Below are 14,950 nucleotides of genomic sequence, written 5' to 3'. Positions count from 1 at the left end.
CGGGTCGGTTGGGAGTGGGGACTGCCAGGTGGGTCAGGAGTTCCAGAAGCCTTGTTGCTCGTCGAAGGGGGGCATGGAGCTGAGTACTCCCCGGGCGTCCTCAGGGGAGCGGCCCTGCCCAAGGAGCGCTTCGTACACCTGGCGAGCGATGTCGACGGTCTCCGGAGCGGCCGGCCCCGGACCGCCGAAGGGTTCGGGGTCGTCGACCGTGTCTGTCTCGTGGAGCATGCGGAGCGCCGTGACCGGGACCGTCTCCTCAAGGAGGCGGATCACCGAGCGGACGACGTCCGGATTGCCGCCCTGGTCGTCCATCGCTGCTTTCACCAAGGGATGTTTTCTGTTGATGCGCAGAACGATCCGGCCGTCGTGGCGCTTCACGTTCCAGGCGAACTTGAGGGGGTCACCGTGCGCCCGCGACACGACTTGACCACGCTGTCGTGCGGAGCGGGAGGCCGCCTCGCGCGTGTACCTGGCGATCCTCTCCAGGTGACGCCGCAAGGAGACGGGTGGAACGACGCTCGCCTTGCGCACGTCCACGCCCCAGTCGGTGTCGGCCTCCGCAGGGATGTCCACAGCGATCCGCGCGAGGTTGTACTTCTCCTCGCGCCGCAGCCCGCGGATCCCCAGCCAGTCACCGGCCAGGATCAGGCGGTCACGGCGGTAGACATAGAACCCCTGCTGCCCCAGCCATCCCTTCTGCCCGGCGGCCGACTCGTATTCGGCTTCCGAGAGCCGCTGTGCCGTCGGGAGGACGAAGGGCTCCACGCGCACCGACTCCGATCCCAGCGGTAGAGGCTCCCAGGGGATCCGCTGGACCGACGGGTGCTTGGACAGAAACGGGTCCCACGGGGAGAGGTCGGAGCCACGCACCCGGAGCCGACACCGGGCCGGACGCTGCAGGAAACGGGCGAAGACCATCGCGAGGTGGGCTTCGGTACGCTCCGCCTCCGCATAGAACTGGGCCTGCGTCTTTTCGTCGTCATTGGTCACGGCGGTGTTGTGGTAGCCGGAGAGCTGCTCCCACAGGACGACGGTCCCGTGCTGCATGCTTCCCGCGATCCGACGCAGCAGGGTGGTGGTCGTATCGCCGGGGTCACGGAGGAGCCGCCACTCCTTGTAGTGCTCCACGACGCCGAGGTCCCACGTCCGGACGTGCCAACTTCCGTCCCTGACCGTGGCGACGGTGAGCTTGCGACACTGGGAGAACGAGGCGGACTTCAGCCCCACACCGAAACGGCCGAGATCCGTGGCACTCCGCTCGGCGGACGGACCGCGGGCCGCCACCGTCATGGCGGTCACAAGATCAGGCTCCGTCATCCCCCTGCCGTCGTCCGTCACAGCGATCCAGGAGCTCTGTCCGTCCCACGTGAAGTCGACGTCGATGTTCTTGGCCTCTGCCGAGACACTGTTGTCCACGAGGTCTGCGACAGCGGCGGGAAGCGAGTAGCCGAGCGAACTGAGCGACGCCACCATGCCGGCAGGGTCGGGAGCGGCAACGTCGAAGTCCATCTTCACGCTCCGTACCCGGTCAGTCCTGTGCGGTCAGTTCGTCTGTGTGCTCCGCGGAGCGGCATGTGGCAGGACTTCTCGAGACCCGTGCGGTGAGTGCGCTGCAACTCGTCCCACGCCAGCCGAAATCCCCCCGTTCGGAGCATCCTACCGAACGGGTCTCGTCTGACGTAGGTGATCTCTGTGGAGGGCTGTCCGCCAGCTCCGCAAGGCACGACACGTACGCCTTCTTGGTTACCTGGGCGGAGGACACGAAGATCCCACGCCTAGATCCGGCCGACCGTTCCGTGCGGGACCAAAGCGCGTACGAGTTGCTGGCCGGCAGCAGTGAATGCCTCCCTGGGGTCGGTATTCCCGCCGACTTCCAGCACTGCAGCTGCGTCACTGCGGCGCTGGTCGACCGAGCGGACGAGGACGAGCAGGACCGGCAGGCACTCGCGAGCGCGCCCGCGCCCTGCGCCGTCGTTGTACGTGGTCGAGCTGAGCGACGGAGTCGTCCGCTACGTCCGGGGAAATCGACTGCCTGGGGACAGGTGAGTCCTCGGAGGTGCGGATCCGGCCCCAGGAGGATCTCGCGAGGGCCACCAGCCTCGTCGAGCGATGCGTCGAAGGCTGCTGAACAGCGCTCGGGGATGAGGTACCAGGATCCCTGCGCCGCGACGACCTCACTCCAGAAGATGAACTGATCCGCTGTTACGGCAACTTGACATAGTGCCAGGAGGCCTACGCCTGAAACAAACACCCTTCGGCCCGTGAGAGACTTAGACACCCCTCACTGCACTGATTGGCCGTCCGTGAACGACTTAACACGGTCGGCTCTTAGTAGTCTAGGGAGACAGTGTCCGGTGGAAGCCTTCGGCCAGTTGAGCGAGCAGGAACGCTCCCAGGCAATCCAGGTACTGCGTCGGCGACTCGCCCCGCGGGATCTGCGGGCGGTGATCGAGGATCTCGAGAGCGGAGGGAAATCCCGCTCCAAGAAGTCGGTGGAGTCGATCATCGCGGCGGTCGAGAACGAATCCGGAAGGGTGCGGGCAAAGCTTCCCGAGGGGGAGCTTGCCGAGTTCCTGGTCGACAGGTCGGGCTTCGGTCTTCTTGAGTCCAGGACGCTACGGGAGCGGCTTGCGCTTTCCGCATCGGAGGACGAGCTGGAGACGCTGCACGACTACCGAGGTGGCGAACGCAGCCGTGGTGGGAGCAGAGCCAAAGCCAAGAAGATCGCAGAGCGAACGTGGAGGCCCGGTAAGAGCTGGCCGCGCCACTTCGCACGAGTCCTCGATATCCCGCCTGCCTTTGTCGGCCTGCCGGGGAGTACACGGGAGCCGGACACACTGGAAGTTGCCCCCTTCGTGCCTCTCCGAGATCTGGAGGACTTCCAACAGGACCTCAAGGAGCAGGTGATCGAGGTGCTCTCTGGGGCACCGGGCACCAACCGTGGTGTTCTGACCCTGCCCACAGGAGCCGGCAAGACCAGGACCGCGGTGGAGAGCCTCATCGAGTGGCGCATCTCCCAGCCACGTCGTCAGGCTGTTCTCTGGATCGCCCAGAGTGAGGAGCTGTGCGAGCAGGCGGTCCAAGCGTTCCGTGAGGTGTGGACCGACCTGGGGCACCGCAATGACCAGGTACGGCACACGATGGAGATTGCCCGACTGTGGGGAAGCGCCTCGGTCCCGAGCGACCCCGACATCGTGGTGGCCAGCATCCAGAAGCTTGACGCGGTCCTTCGAGGCAGCAATGACGACACGCAACAGGAACTCGAGCTGCTGTGCGAGAACCTCGGTGCGGTGGTTGTGGACGAGGCACACCGAATGCTGGCCCCCAGCTACAGCAGGGTCCTGCGCTTCCTGGGGATCGAGCTCGGGCAGAAAGCCCCGGTTCCCGTCGTCGGGCTGACAGCCACTCCTTTTCGGAGGGTCGACGCGGAGACTCGCCAGCTCGCGGCGAGGTTCCACAGCAAGCTTCTCCGCTCCCGCTCCTTGGGGGACGACATCGTGTCCGAGCTCCGCCGGAGAGACGTCCTGTCACGGCCTGAGCACAAGGTGCTCTCCTATGCCGGTTCCGGGTTCCGGATGGACGACGTCGAAAGCTACCGTGCGCACTTCGACCAGTTCGAGGACTTCCACCCTGGCTTCCTCCGTGAGATCGGTGAATCGGACGCGAGGAACCGTGCTCTGCTCAAGCAGCTGCTCGAACTGCCACCGGACTGGCCGACGCTGTTCTTCGGCTGCACCGTGGAACACTCCATAGCGATGTCTGTCCTGCTGCGACGCGCCGGCCGGGCTGCGGAGGTCGTCACCTCCAATACGCGCAGTGCGACGCGGCGCGCACTCATCGAACAGTTCCGCGATGAACGCCTGTCCGTTCTCTGTAACTACGGTGTCCTCACGACTGGTTTCGACGCTCCGGCAGTACGAGCCTTGGTGGTCGGTCGTCCCACCACCAGCCCGGTCCTGTACGAGCAGATGATCGGTCGCGGCATGCGGGGACCACGATTCGGTGGGACAGAGAGCTGCCTGGTTGTGGACGTCGAGGACAACATCCGATTCAGCGGACAACTCGCGTACGAGCGGTACTCCGACTACTGGTCGAGCAACCAGAGCCGCACGTAGTCCGAAGCCACACCGCTTCTGCGTCGGCTGTCCGCCAACCCACGCAGAAGCGGTCAGTGATCGACCAACCTGCTCAGCAGGTCACGGTAGGTTCTCAGCGAGAAGAAGGCGGTCCAACCCCTGGTTGCGGTGCTCACACGAGGTCTCTGACGCCAGGAGACACGAGTAGCAGGCGACTCCCTCCGCCCCCACCGACGGCGCCTCCTGGCACAACGGGTCGTTCGAACAGCTCTCGACGTCCCGTAGCGCGTGCGAAAGAACATGCTCGAACCGGTTGACGAGGGCGACCAGCCCCCCAAGGGTGCCGTCTCCTCCGGGTTGGACCGTGTAGAGGAGGAGTCCACTGCCCGTGACCCTGCCGTCCTGCACGCTGAGATAGACGCGCTCACGGATCGCTGCGGACGAGTACCCGGAGTCCACTGAGAGCGACCTGAGGAGACGGTGGGAGAGGGTATGCCACCAGACGTGTGCGGGGTGGAGTGACGGGTCACCGTCCGGATCACTCTTGCACCGATCGTTCCACTGGTTGGCCCGGCTGCCTGCAAGGGTGAGCGAGTCGCCAGCAAGATCGATGAAGACACCCTCGCCGAAGAGCTCGATGCCCGGGTACCAGGTGGTGCCGTTCCAGTCGAAAGCGGTGGACATCTTCTGGGCCTTCTGCGGGTCCAGCCGCTGGTAACCGGTCTGGACCATGACCATGCGGAGACGGCTGACAGGTGCGACGCGCAGCCTGTGCCGGCGGACGGGTCCCTGCACAATACGCACATCATCCTGGCGGACCTCGAACAGCGGAGGAGAGCCGGGATGCGGGTGGGGAACGGCCGGAACGCCAGAGGTCGCCGCCTGGCGAAGGCGGTCGAGTTCGTCGTCACGTAGTGACGACGAACCTGTGTTGCCAGCCCCCAGTAGTTCGTCGAACGCCTTGCTGATCTCGGACCAGTTCGTCTGTTTCAGGTACTCGATCGCACCTCGGGCAAGCCCGACCTGCTCGGCCTCTTCCATAAGAGCGACCTGGTCCAGGAGACCGCGGCGATGGAGTGCACCGACTGCTCCCATAAGGGATGGGTCGTTCAGGATGTCGTGAAGCCGGGTCGGCATATCCATGATCGTCAGCGCGCTCTGGAGCAGGCTGAGCCGTAGGTTGGCAGCTCCTCGCTGGACGATGCGCGCCTTCTGAACGCACCGCGCCGTTGTTGACGGCGCCGGACGCCCCCCGTGCTCCACGATGCGGCCGCTACAGCGCCAGGACTTCGCGTACGCCTGGCCGAAGTTCGCGGTCGCGTGGCAACGGGGGCACTCAATGCGGACGAGTCGGAGGGCGCGGCCACCTCCGTGCCACAGGTAGTGCTTGGTGCCACAGCCTCCCCCCTCGTGTACGAGTCCGTGCCAATGGACCTCGTCCAAGTGACCGTTCTCGCATGCCTGCACGAAGCGGATCGCCTCACGCCCCGCCTTCTCCCGACGCTGCGGAGCCGACACCGATGGGCACTCCGGGCATCCGTTTCCCGTCTCGTACAGAACCTGGTGCGGTCGGTGCTGTGTGCACAGGGACCAGAACGGAAACGCGTGTGTGGGGTAGATCGTTCTGTCCGAGGGAAGTCCCAGTTCGGCGTTGGTTGGCACACGAGCGATGCGTGCACCGTCCAGCCCGAGTCGTGAGAGCCGTTTGTCGACGATCTCGAAGTCATGGGGGTTACGGCCGATCTCGTTGAAGAGCGTGTCCACCGACTTGAGTACGACCGGCCCGGATCCTGTCTCGAGAATGCTTCCAGGGCCGAGGGTGATGACGAACTGGGAGGGGCGGACCTCCTGGTAGGGACGGCTCACGGTTCATCCCCTTCCCTTGATCGTGGTGGTGGCCTCCACCTCTCGTAGGGAGTTTGGCGCGTTTTCATAAGCCTCATCCATGTTCGCGACAAGATGCGCGAGGTCGCCTAGGACGACCGGGCGAGAGGCCGGACGTGTGACCGTCGACTCGTGGTATAGCAAGGCATCACCGACACGGTCAGCGACCTCCCGCCAATGCTCCAACTCCGAGCGAGCATGGTTCTCCGTCTCCGATGACGGTGGACGACGGAGTGCCGGCTGCTGGGCGGCACGTTCCTCGAGGATGCCGGGGAGCAGGTCCACCTCGGGGTCCGTGTGGGCGTCGCTCATCTCGTGGGCACGGCAGAACCAGCCCCCGTTACTGAGCCGCTGTTGGATCCGCCACCGCTCGTCAACCTCCACGGAACCCGTCGTGGTCGGAATCCTCGCCGCCTGGCGGAGGACACTGACCATCACCGGGCCAAGGGCCCTGTCCCTTGCCCGGGGCGCGAAGGGGTTGACGGTAACGGGCTCGACGTGGCGGTAGAGCGTGGTGTGGTAGCCGGTGAAGTACTCGTAGTGACTGAGGTCCCGCGGGCGCGAGGCCCGGTAGAAGGTGACGACCAGCCCGCCGACACCTCGGCCCACACGACCGGTGGCCTGGATGTAGGAGGACGTGGTCTTCGGCTGCCCGTGTACGACCATGAGTCCGAGTCTGTCCACGTCGACACCCGTGCCGAACATGGAGGTGGCGACGACCGCGTTCGCTGGCTCCCGGCCGGGCCCCAGCCGGACTCCCAGCTCCTCGAGCATGCCCGGGAGCCTCAGGGAGCTGGTGCGACTGGACAGCTCCATCGGTTCCTGCTCGTCCAGAGTGCGAGGTGCCGCAGCGACGCTCCCGAGACGCTGGGGGATGTCCTGCCGGGCCAGGGCAACAGCTCCGGCGAGTTCGCGGATAGCGTTGAAGTAGCCCACGAGCGTCCAGAACGGGTCCAACTCCGCTGGTGCGACGCCGGCCTCGACTCGGTCGCGGGGCGTCTGGAGCAGACGCGACCACATCCGGACGATGGGTGTCTGTGCCCCTCGTCCGGGGGCGATCACTCCGACGTACAGACGCCCCGCCTCCTGCGCGTCGAGCGGGTGCGAGGAACCGGTCGAGGAGAAGAACGTCTCCTCGGCACGGAGACCCTGAGGAGGGAAGACCTGCAGGCTCCGGTCGAACAGCGAACGGACCTGCTCCTCCGCCCTCCGAACGGTCGCGGTGGAGGCGACGTACTTCGGCCTGACAGTGTTCTTGCCGTCGTGCACCGTGGAGAGGAGGTCGATGCCAGCCTCGTAGAGACCGACCATGCTGCCCAGAGGGCCTTCGATGAGATGCAGTTCGTCCTGCAACACGAGGTCGGGTGGGCGGAATCCACGGACGGAAACGTTGTTACCAGACGTCACTTCCTCACGGGCGCTTCCTGGGAGTGTCGCTGGCCCTGCCGGAGGCGCCCAGCCCCGGTAGTAGCCCAGGTGTTCGTTGAGCCTGTCGACGTTGCCGAACAACGCGCCAGCTCTCGGTTCGAACGCCAGGCGGGCGAACTTGTCCACCGTCGCCACGACCATCGACGGGCACCTGGCATAGACCTGGTCGTCCACTGTCCACGCCGGGACAGGGCAGTGCGTCGAAGAACCGTCACCCCGGTCGAAGGCTGGCAGCACAGGCCAGGGACCGACCTCGGTTGTCTCGGACCAGGCCAGGTCGGAGTTGAGTGGACACTCCGGGTTCGGACAGAAGATCTCGAACTCGACAGGCTTCTCACTTCGTCGCGCGCCCCACTCGACAGTCCGTACGAAGTACCCCGGTCTGCTCGCGCGTGCGAAGACACGCCAGGATCCGGAACCGAGCAGACGACGCGCATGCCCCTCGAACCATTTGTCGACGCTCTGGTCAGACGCATCCGCAGTGACGCGGAACCGAACGGACACGGTCGCGAACGACGGGTCCGGATGACGGGTGACCGTGACCTCGGTCACGTCGAACGGCTCTTCCGACAGCTGGGGCGCCACGTCCGGGCCCAGAGCCGGATCCGGGTCGCCCACCACGAAGTGCAGCACCCCCGTGTCGCCCTCGCGCAGGCCCTCCGGGGGAATCGCCAGTGTCGACCTACAGGCCGGGCAGTTCAGGATCTGTGCCGGGTCCCCCTCGCCGTCCTCCCCCTCCAGAATCGAGATGGCTCCGTGGGCCGTGATGATCCTGTTGTTCGCGTCACGGTATTTGATGTCCTGCAGGTTGTTGGGGGTCACGTTGCCGCCCACCCACAGTCCGACCGAAAACCTGGCGGAGCCCAACGGCATGTCACCGAGGCCTTCCCACCCGGGCGGCCGCCAGCCACGCTGTCCGGGCGAGCCGCTGACCCTGAGAAGCTCACACGCCGTCACCATCGCGAGCGCCCTCCTGTACTGCTGAATCGTGAGGAGCCGAAGCGTGTACCGGGAAAGGACGGTCACCCCGGCTCCTCCCCCGGGCTCATGCCCGCGCTGGGCACGAAGCCGCCGAAGCGCGAGGGTGAAGGCCGCAAGTCCGAGGTAAGCCTCGGTCTTGCCTCCACCGGTCGGGAACCAAAGCAGGTCACACACGTCCCGGTCCTCGTGTGCGTCGTCGACGATTCCCCGCAGGTTGACCAGCTGGAACGCGAGCTGGAACGGCCACCAGCGGTTGACCCTCCCCTTGGTCCACTGCGACTGGACGGCGATCGCCCGGTTGGCGAAGCAGAACGCGAGGAGGGCGTCGCGGTCCCCTGCCAACAGCTCGATCCCGTCGCGGATCCGATCCAGCGCACGTCGGCACCCGGAGAGGTGTCGTTGGGCCGGTGTACCTGGCGCAGGGCCTTCAACCCCGCAGGCCTGGCCCTCGATCCAACGTTCGTAGGCGTCCGCGAGCGGCTCCAACCTCAGGCGGAGTACGGCACCATCCGTGATCTGGGCCAGTTCCATCGGATCCAGCTCAGGTGGATCCCCCGCGTCGGCCGGCCAGCCCTTGTCCGGAGCGTTGACGGGAACCACAGGAACGAACTCGGACCGGACGTCGGCCGGCTCGAACTCGGCCACTGTCCCGTCGTCGAACAGGTGACGCCCATCGGACCACCTGAACGGGGGCCTGGTTCCTTCCAACCCTCCCGGATGCGGGCGCTCGGGATCGACCTGACGCCAGACGGCCGAGCAGAGGTGCCCTCGGGCGAGCACGGGACGGTCCTCGTAGAGAAGCGCCAGGCTCTCGTCCTCCTCGTCCTGTGCCAGGTGCTGGTGTTCCAGTGGAACCAACTCGGCTCCGCTCTGACAGCGCAGACGTACCTGGGGCTGGAACACGTGGTCCGACGGGAAAGGGTGGTCTGATTCCACAGAGCTCAGGTTGACCACGAACACCGAGATCTTCCAGATGCCGCGGGAGTCCCTTCGGCTACGGACCCTCACCACGACCCCCGGATCCGCGGGGTCACTCAGCGGGTTGTCGATGGAACAGTCCACGTCGCGCCAGACAGCCCCGTGAGGCTCTCGGTTCCATTCCCCGTTGGCCTCCTGGCGGTACCTGGCCCACGTGCAGCAGATGTCAAGGAGTGGCCTGTCAGGGGCACTGACCGCCAGGGACACACCCATCGACGACGGCCTGGCGCGAGGGTCGAGTACCAGCGCCGGAAGGCCGGCGTCGGCTGGCTGATGTCCTGACACGGACTCGCCTGGATCGAGGTCGTCATCACTGCCCGACAGCTCGTCGCCGACGAGCTCCTGGTCCGAGTCGACCTCGACCGAAGGGGATGAGAACGGAGCCAGGACACCGACGATGTACTCGTCAAGCGGGTCCTCGTCGCCCCCCAGCCTCTCCATCGGCCCTCCCCGGGGACCGAGGATCTCAGCTACGAGATCCTCGACGAGGTGGTCTCGTTCACTCATCGGGGTGCTCCTTCTCGCTTTGTTCCTCGTGGGAGGACCCGAAAACGAACGCGGCGCCGCCGAGTTCGTCCGGCTGCTCGGTCTGGTCCGCAGGACGCAGCGTGCGTCCAAGGAGAGAAGCCGACACGGCCTGCCACTGCGCCTGCCGGTTGGTGAACGTCTCGTTCGCGGAGATGCTCGGGTCGTTCGAGCTGACCAGCATCCGAAGATCGCGCCCTGCCAAGACATCGCCCCCCTGACGATCAACTGGAGCCAATGTATGTCCCCTTGGGTGCTGAGGGCAGGCCAGATCCAGGTGGCGGGGCGAATGTTTACAACTCCACTTGATTCAAGCCCGTTCCCCCGTCTACTCCGACGAGGCTCCGAAGGCCGACAGGCTCCCTCACAGAGGCAGCCCGACAGCGCGGAATAACCGTGCCCTCCGGTCGATTGTCCGACTGTTGGCATCGGGGAGGACGGGGAGGCAAGTGAGCGACCTGAAGCTGTTCCGGCCGGATGCCGATGGCTGGGACGTCGAGCTGCGCGGTTCGACGGTGGCGCTGGAGGTCGAGCTTCAGCGCCGGATCGAGGCCGGCATGGAGGCCATGCTCGGTATCCGCTTCCTCGCGTCCGAGTATCCGACCGGGCCTTGGCATCGTGGCCGGATCGACTCGCTCGGCCTGGACGAGAACGGCACGCCTGCGCTGATCGAGTACAAGAAGGGCGCCGATACCGGTGTCCTGTCGCAGGCTGTCTCCTACCTGTCGTGGTTGGACTCTGCCCGTCACGAGTTCGAGGCGCTGGTCAGGGAGAAGCTGGGGTCCGAGGCCGCCGAGTCGATCGACTGGCGGAACCCGCGGGTGGTCTGCATCGCGGCCAGCTTCTCGCACCACGACCGGGTCGCGGTGACGCGTCTGCACGAGCGGGTCGACTTGGTGCGCTACCGAGTCTTCGACGGCGGGCTGCTGAGCCTGCTGCTGGTCGAGTCCGCGTCTGGGTCTCCCAGCCCCGCTCCGGCTCGGCGGCAGGGTCGGCAGAGGGATGTGGCGGCCGGTGCGGGCGTCGGTTCGGTCCAGGCGACCCCGGGTGCGGCTCCGGCGTGCTTGCAGGACCTGTACGCAGAGCTGGACGAGGCCCTCACTGCCTGGGGCGAGGTCGAGGTGGCCCAGCTTCGGCACTACATCGCCTACCGCCGGATGGTGAACATCGCCTCCGTCGTCTTCCGTCCGAAGCACGAGGCGATCCTGGTCTACCTCAGGGTGGACCCGGACACGGTCGAGTTGGAGGAGGGCCTCTCGCGCGACATGCGCGGTATCGGCCACCTCGGGACCGGCGACCTAGAGGTGCGTATCGCCTCGGCAGCCGACCTGGAAAAGGCTGGACCGCTGATCCGGCAGGCGTTCGAGGCGGCCTGACGCAAGAGGAAGGGCGGCTGGCGCGTCGGTTTCTCGGTGCACCAGCCACCCTCATCCGTCTGCGGTCCGTCGTCCCCGGTCCGGTTGCTCTCACGCTCACGCCTCCGGTCCAGCCAGGTCGAAGTCGTCCCGAGTCAGCTCCGCTCGGAGTCGCTCATTGGCGATGTCGGCGTAGTGGTCGGAGAGTTCGACGCCGATGAACTTGCGGCCCTCGCGCAGAGCGGCGACGCCGGTCGTGCCGGAGCCGGTGAAAGGGTCGAGGACGGTTCCGCCCGGCGGGCAGATCTGCACCAGTTCCTGCATCACCTCCACGGGCTTCTGCGTGATGTGCACGCGGCCCTTCCGGGGCTGGCTCGCGGTGTAGAGACCGGGCAGGTAGACGGGGTTCCGGTCGGGATCGACCGGGCCCTTGGTGCCCCAGACGATGTATTCGCAGGACTGCTTGAGCCGGCCCTTCTGCGGTCGGGAGACCGGCTTGTGCCACGAGGCGATGCCGCGCCAGGTCCAGCCGGCGGCCTGGAGCGCGTCGGTGGTGGTGGGCAGTTGCCTCCAGTCGGTGAAGACGAGCGCGGCGCCCGACTCGGCGGTGGCCCGGTAGGACTCGGTGAGCAGGAGGGTGAGCCAGAAGTCGTACGAGCGCTGGTCGCGGTTCTCCCCGGGGAAGTTGGCGAGGTCGTGCTCGGCGTCGCCCGAGGTGTACTTCGCGCGGGCACTGCGGCCGGTTCGTTCGCCGCTGGTTCGGCCACCGCTGTTGTAGGGCGGGTCCGTGATCACGGCATCGACGCTGTTGTCGGGGATGCCGGCGAGGGCGGTCAGCGCGTCGCCTCGGTGCAGGGTGTACGGCATGGTGCGGTTCTCTCTTTCCGCGGGGACGGTCGTGCGGGATTCCGCGTTCCCGGAATACCGCGCACGTCGGCTTGATTCGCTCCCGGAAGCCGCAGAAGCAGCCGCCTGCGGAGAGCGATGGGCTGGAGAGTAACCACCATTCCCGGCCGCACCTAATGGCGCTCTGCCGCCACATCACGGGCCTCGACTGCCAGACGAGGCGTCGTTTGGTGCGGCCGGAATTCGTCTCTACAGTCTCGCCGTGTTCGACGGACCGGGGTCGCCCTCCTGCCCTGTTGAGCTGTGTTGATGCGTGTTGTCTCGTCCAGATGGCGGCACGGGCAGCATCCGCGAAGCGGTCTGATATTTAGGCGAGGTGTTTTCTCTATGTGGCGCGTGAGATTAAGAGAGCGGCTGGCTGCCGCCCTCCAGTAGAGAGGTGCCCAAGGGTCGGGAGTTAGCCGCTCCCGACCCCTGGGCCTCCATTCCCTGATCTCAAGGGTTGCAAATTTCCGACCGGTGCGGTGCCGGTGACCTTTTCGACGAGAACGCTGGTGCCGCGCTGCCTACGAGTAAGGAGCTGCTGATGCAGCATGCCCAGGCGCGCCCTTCCCCAAAGCCCGGCTCCTACACCCTCGGTTCGGCGGACGGCCCTCGGCCGTGAAGGCGGGCGCGGCGATAGTCGGGGCCGTGGCTCTCGGCCCGCTGCTGCTGGCCGCCCCGCTCGCGGTGGCTCTGGCCGGCGCGTCCAGCGCCCAGGCCGCCTGCGCGAACGGCAATACACAGGCTGTGGATTCTACGGCGGTCGCCAAGCAGGTGGAGTCGATCCTCAAGAGCGGCGGGAAGGCCAAAGTGTCCGTCCCGGGGCTGGACGATCCCGCGGAGCAAATCCCAAACGCCCAGACGATCCAGGCCACCGGCGTCGCCATGAAGGTGCCAGCCCGGGGCCAGGTCGTGGCTCTGGCCACAGCCTTGCAGGAGTCGGGGCTGCTGAATCTCGACTACGGCGACCGGGATTCGCTCGGCCTCTTCCAGCAGCGCCCCAGCCAGGGCTGGGGAACGGCCCAGCAGGTCCGCGATCCGGTGCACGCCTCGACGAAGTTCTACGAGGCGCTGCTGAGGGTCCCGGGCTGGCAGTCCATGACCGTCACGCAGGCGGCGCAGGCGGTCCAGAAGAGCGCCTTCCCGGACGCGTACGCGAAGTGGGAGCCGCTGGCCACGGCTCTGCAGAAGGCCATCGCCACGTCGCTGTCGGACGGGTCGAGTTCCGACGGAGGCGACGAGGGCGAGCAGACGGATGCGACACCCGGCACGTGCGGCACTGGCGAGGACGGTGCCAAGTTCGGTCCGATCCCTGCCGGCTCCGTCCCCAAGGACTACAAGATCCCGGCTGATGCGCCCACGTCGATCCGCACCGCCATCCGCTGGGGTCTGGGCCAGCTCGGCACTCCGTATCAGTGGGGTGGCACGTGCACCGATCCGCGTGGTCAGGACCCGATGGGCCGCTGTGACTGCTCATCCCTGATGCAGATGTCGTACAAGGCCGGCGGTATCTCGATCTCCCGGACGACGTACACGCAGGTCAAGGAGGGCAAGGCGGTCAACGTCGACGCCCTCAAGCCGGGCGATCTTCTCTTCACCCGCGGCACGGCCCAAGTCCCGGAACACGTCGGGATATTCATCGGCGACGGCCTGATCCTGCACGCACCGCGCACTGGCGACGTGGTCAAGATCTCGACCCTCGCCGACTGGCGGCCGGACATGCTCGCCGCCCGCCGGATCGTCTGACCGGCCTCCCTCTCCCCTCTCACTCCTCCCCTACCGGGCGTTCGCGCGCCCATGTTCGTACTGGAGTTCCAATGAAGCTCATTCAGCACGCCCAGATGCTGGCGTACAACCCTGGCGTCACACCGAGCGAGGGCGGCCTGCCCGGCCTCGACGTCCTCAAGAAGGTCATGGGCAGCATCAACCTCTTCGGCATCATCGCCACGGTCGGCGCCCTCGCCATCTCCGCCATCGTCTGGGCCTGGGGCCACCACAGCGGAGGCCACCAGGCCGAGGCCAACGGCAAGAAGGGCACGGTCGTCGCCGCCGGCTGCGCCCTCCTGCTCGGCGCGGCCAACGGCGTCGTCGCGTTCTTCTCGGCGATGGGGACGCAGGTTCACTGATGCCGAAGAATCGTTTCCCTTCCGCCAGGGGGCGGAGGCACGGAGCCCCGTCCTCGGTTCTGCGCCGCGCCTCGATCGGCGGCATCGTCCTCGCTGTCCTGCTGGCCGTCACCGGTCTGGTCGCGTACGTCACCCGTGCGGAGAGCCCGGCCGCGCCGAAGGCCACCCCCGCGCCGGCGTCCTCTTCGACGTCGCCCTCCCCTGCCGCCACCACGCACGCCGGGGTGGCGGTGGTCGCGCCGCCCACGACGACGGATCCGATCGAGTTCGCCAAGGCCGCCACCAAGGTCCTGTGGACGTACGACACCCGGTCCTTCTCGCAGGCCGAGCACATGGCCGGCCTCAAGCGGTGGATGACCCACGAGAAGAAGTACGCCGACTGGAAGTCCGTCTCAGACCAGGTGCCCAGTCCGGTGCTGTGGTCGCGAATGCACGACAACGGGCAGCACGCCGGCGCCACGGTCGGCGAGGGCCACTTCCCGCAGGCGTTCAAGACCGCCCTCGCCCAGGACCCCGGCGCGATCACGGAGGCGTACGTCTACGCCGTCACGGTCACCGGCAAGCAGTCCATCTCCTGGAAGGGCTCCGGTGCCGGAGCCGAGTCCCGCGCGACGACGCTCGCCGTCCAGTGCCGACCGGACCGCGACTGCGCCCTGGTCGGCGTCCTGCCGAACGCCGCGCCGTGATCGCCCCCAACCTGCGAAAGGAG

Annotated in this window: 10 protein-coding genes; 5 read left to right on the top strand and 5 right to left on the bottom strand. The window is 66.8% G+C overall.

Annotation, left to right across the window (positions count from 1 at the left end; all coding sequences use genetic code 11):
* Nucleotides 1–33: 33 nt before the first annotated feature.
* Entirely contained in the window at nucleotides 34–1,509 is a 1,476-nt protein-coding gene (locus tag ABT342_RS21455; RefSeq protein ID WP_351576034.1) for an ATP-binding protein, read from the bottom strand.
* Nucleotides 1,510–2,354: 845 nt separating this feature from the next.
* On the opposite strand from ABT342_RS21455, the gene ABT342_RS21450 reads away from it, so the two are divergent.
* Nucleotides 2,355–4,115 carry a DEAD/DEAH box helicase gene (locus ABT342_RS21450; RefSeq protein ID WP_351576031.1) on the top strand — a complete coding sequence of 587 codons (1,761 nt, stop codon included), beginning with the start codon at nucleotides 2,355–2,357 and terminating at the stop codon, nucleotides 4,113–4,115.
* Between the two features lie 81 nt (nucleotides 4,116–4,196).
* On the opposite strand, the gene drmB is transcribed toward ABT342_RS21450, so the two are convergent.
* The 3 genes from drmB to ABT342_RS21435 are packed head-to-tail and all read right to left on the bottom strand — an operon-like array spanning nucleotide 4,197 to nucleotide 10,056.
* Complete coding sequence (gene drmB / locus ABT342_RS21445) at nucleotides 4,197–5,942, bottom strand: DrmB family protein (RefSeq protein ID WP_351576028.1); 1,746 nt, start codon at nucleotides 5,940–5,942, stop codon at nucleotides 4,197–4,199.
* Nucleotides 5,943–5,945: 3 nt separating this feature from the next.
* On the bottom strand, nucleotides 5,946–9,854 hold the full coding sequence (gene drmA, locus ABT342_RS21440; RefSeq protein ID WP_351576025.1) for a DISARM system helicase DrmA: 3,909 nt from the start codon (nucleotides 9,852–9,854) through the stop codon (nucleotides 5,946–5,948).
* A complete protein-coding gene (locus ABT342_RS21435; RefSeq protein ID WP_351576022.1) occupies nucleotides 9,847–10,056 on the bottom strand; it encodes a hypothetical protein in 210 nt (69 codons plus the stop codon). The genes drmA and ABT342_RS21435 overlap by 8 nt, the downstream gene beginning before the upstream one ends.
* A gap of 265 nt (nucleotides 10,057–10,321) precedes the next feature.
* Here ABT342_RS21435 and ABT342_RS21430 point away from each other — a divergent pair, with 265 nt between their 5' ends.
* On the top strand, nucleotides 10,322–11,248 hold the full coding sequence (locus ABT342_RS21430) for a DUF5655 domain-containing protein (RefSeq protein ID WP_351576019.1): 927 nt from the start codon (nucleotides 10,322–10,324) through the stop codon (nucleotides 11,246–11,248).
* A gap of 96 nt (nucleotides 11,249–11,344) precedes the next feature.
* Here the strand turns inward: ABT342_RS21430 and ABT342_RS21425 are convergent, their stop codons facing one another.
* Nucleotides 11,345–12,094: a DNA-methyltransferase gene (locus ABT342_RS21425; RefSeq protein WP_351576016.1), complete on the bottom strand. Its 750-nt coding sequence runs from the start codon at nucleotides 12,092–12,094 to the stop codon at nucleotides 11,345–11,347.
* A gap of 639 nt (nucleotides 12,095–12,733) precedes the next feature.
* Here ABT342_RS21425 and ABT342_RS21420 point away from each other — a divergent pair.
* The 3 genes from ABT342_RS21420 to ABT342_RS21410 all read left to right on the top strand — a co-directional run bounded on the left by ABT342_RS21420 (nucleotide 12,734) and on the right by ABT342_RS21410 (nucleotide 14,927).
* Nucleotides 12,734–13,861, top strand: a complete 1,128-nt coding sequence (locus ABT342_RS21420; protein ID WP_351576013.1) for a C40 family peptidase — start codon at nucleotides 12,734–12,736, stop codon at nucleotides 13,859–13,861.
* A gap of 71 nt (nucleotides 13,862–13,932) precedes the next feature.
* Nucleotides 13,933–14,241, top strand: a complete 309-nt coding sequence (locus ABT342_RS21415; RefSeq protein WP_039649441.1) for a DUF6112 family protein — start codon at nucleotides 13,933–13,935, stop codon at nucleotides 14,239–14,241.
* The gene (locus ABT342_RS21410) at nucleotides 14,241–14,927 is read left to right on the top strand and encodes a hypothetical protein (RefSeq protein WP_351576008.1); all 687 of its coding nucleotides are present in this window, start codon (nucleotides 14,241–14,243) and stop codon (nucleotides 14,925–14,927) included. Before ABT342_RS21415 ends, ABT342_RS21410 begins: the two co-directional genes overlap by 1 nt.
* The last annotated feature ends 23 nt before the right edge of the window (nucleotides 14,928–14,950 follow it).

The sequence above is a fragment of the Streptomyces sp. NPDC000410 genome (assembly GCF_040300305.1).
GTDB lineage: Bacteria > Actinomycetota > Actinomycetes > Streptomycetales > Streptomycetaceae > Streptomyces.
This window is presented reverse-complemented; position numbering and strand designations above follow the sequence as displayed.

Bases quoted from the DNA above. Each gene is read 5' to 3' on its own strand.
- ABT342_RS21455 (WP_351576034.1), bottom strand. From the start codon at position 1,509: ATGGACTTCGACGTTGCCGCTCCCGACCCTGCCGGCATGGTGGCGTCG.
- drmA (WP_351576025.1), bottom strand. From the start codon at position 9,854: ATGAGTGAACGAGACCACCTCGTCGAGGATCTCGTAGCTGAGATCCTC.
- ABT342_RS21435 (WP_351576022.1), bottom strand. From the start codon at position 10,056: ATGCTGGTCAGCTCGAACGACCCGAGCATCTCCGCGAACGAGACGTTC.
- ABT342_RS21425 (WP_351576016.1), bottom strand. From the start codon at position 12,094: ATGCCGTACACCCTGCACCGAGGCGACGCGCTGACCGCCCTCGCCGGC.
- ABT342_RS21415 (WP_039649441.1), top strand. From the start codon at position 13,933: ATGAAGCTCATTCAGCACGCCCAGATGCTGGCGTACAACCCTGGCGTC.
- ABT342_RS21410 (WP_351576008.1), top strand. From the start codon at position 14,241: ATGCCGAAGAATCGTTTCCCTTCCGCCAGGGGGCGGAGGCACGGAGCC.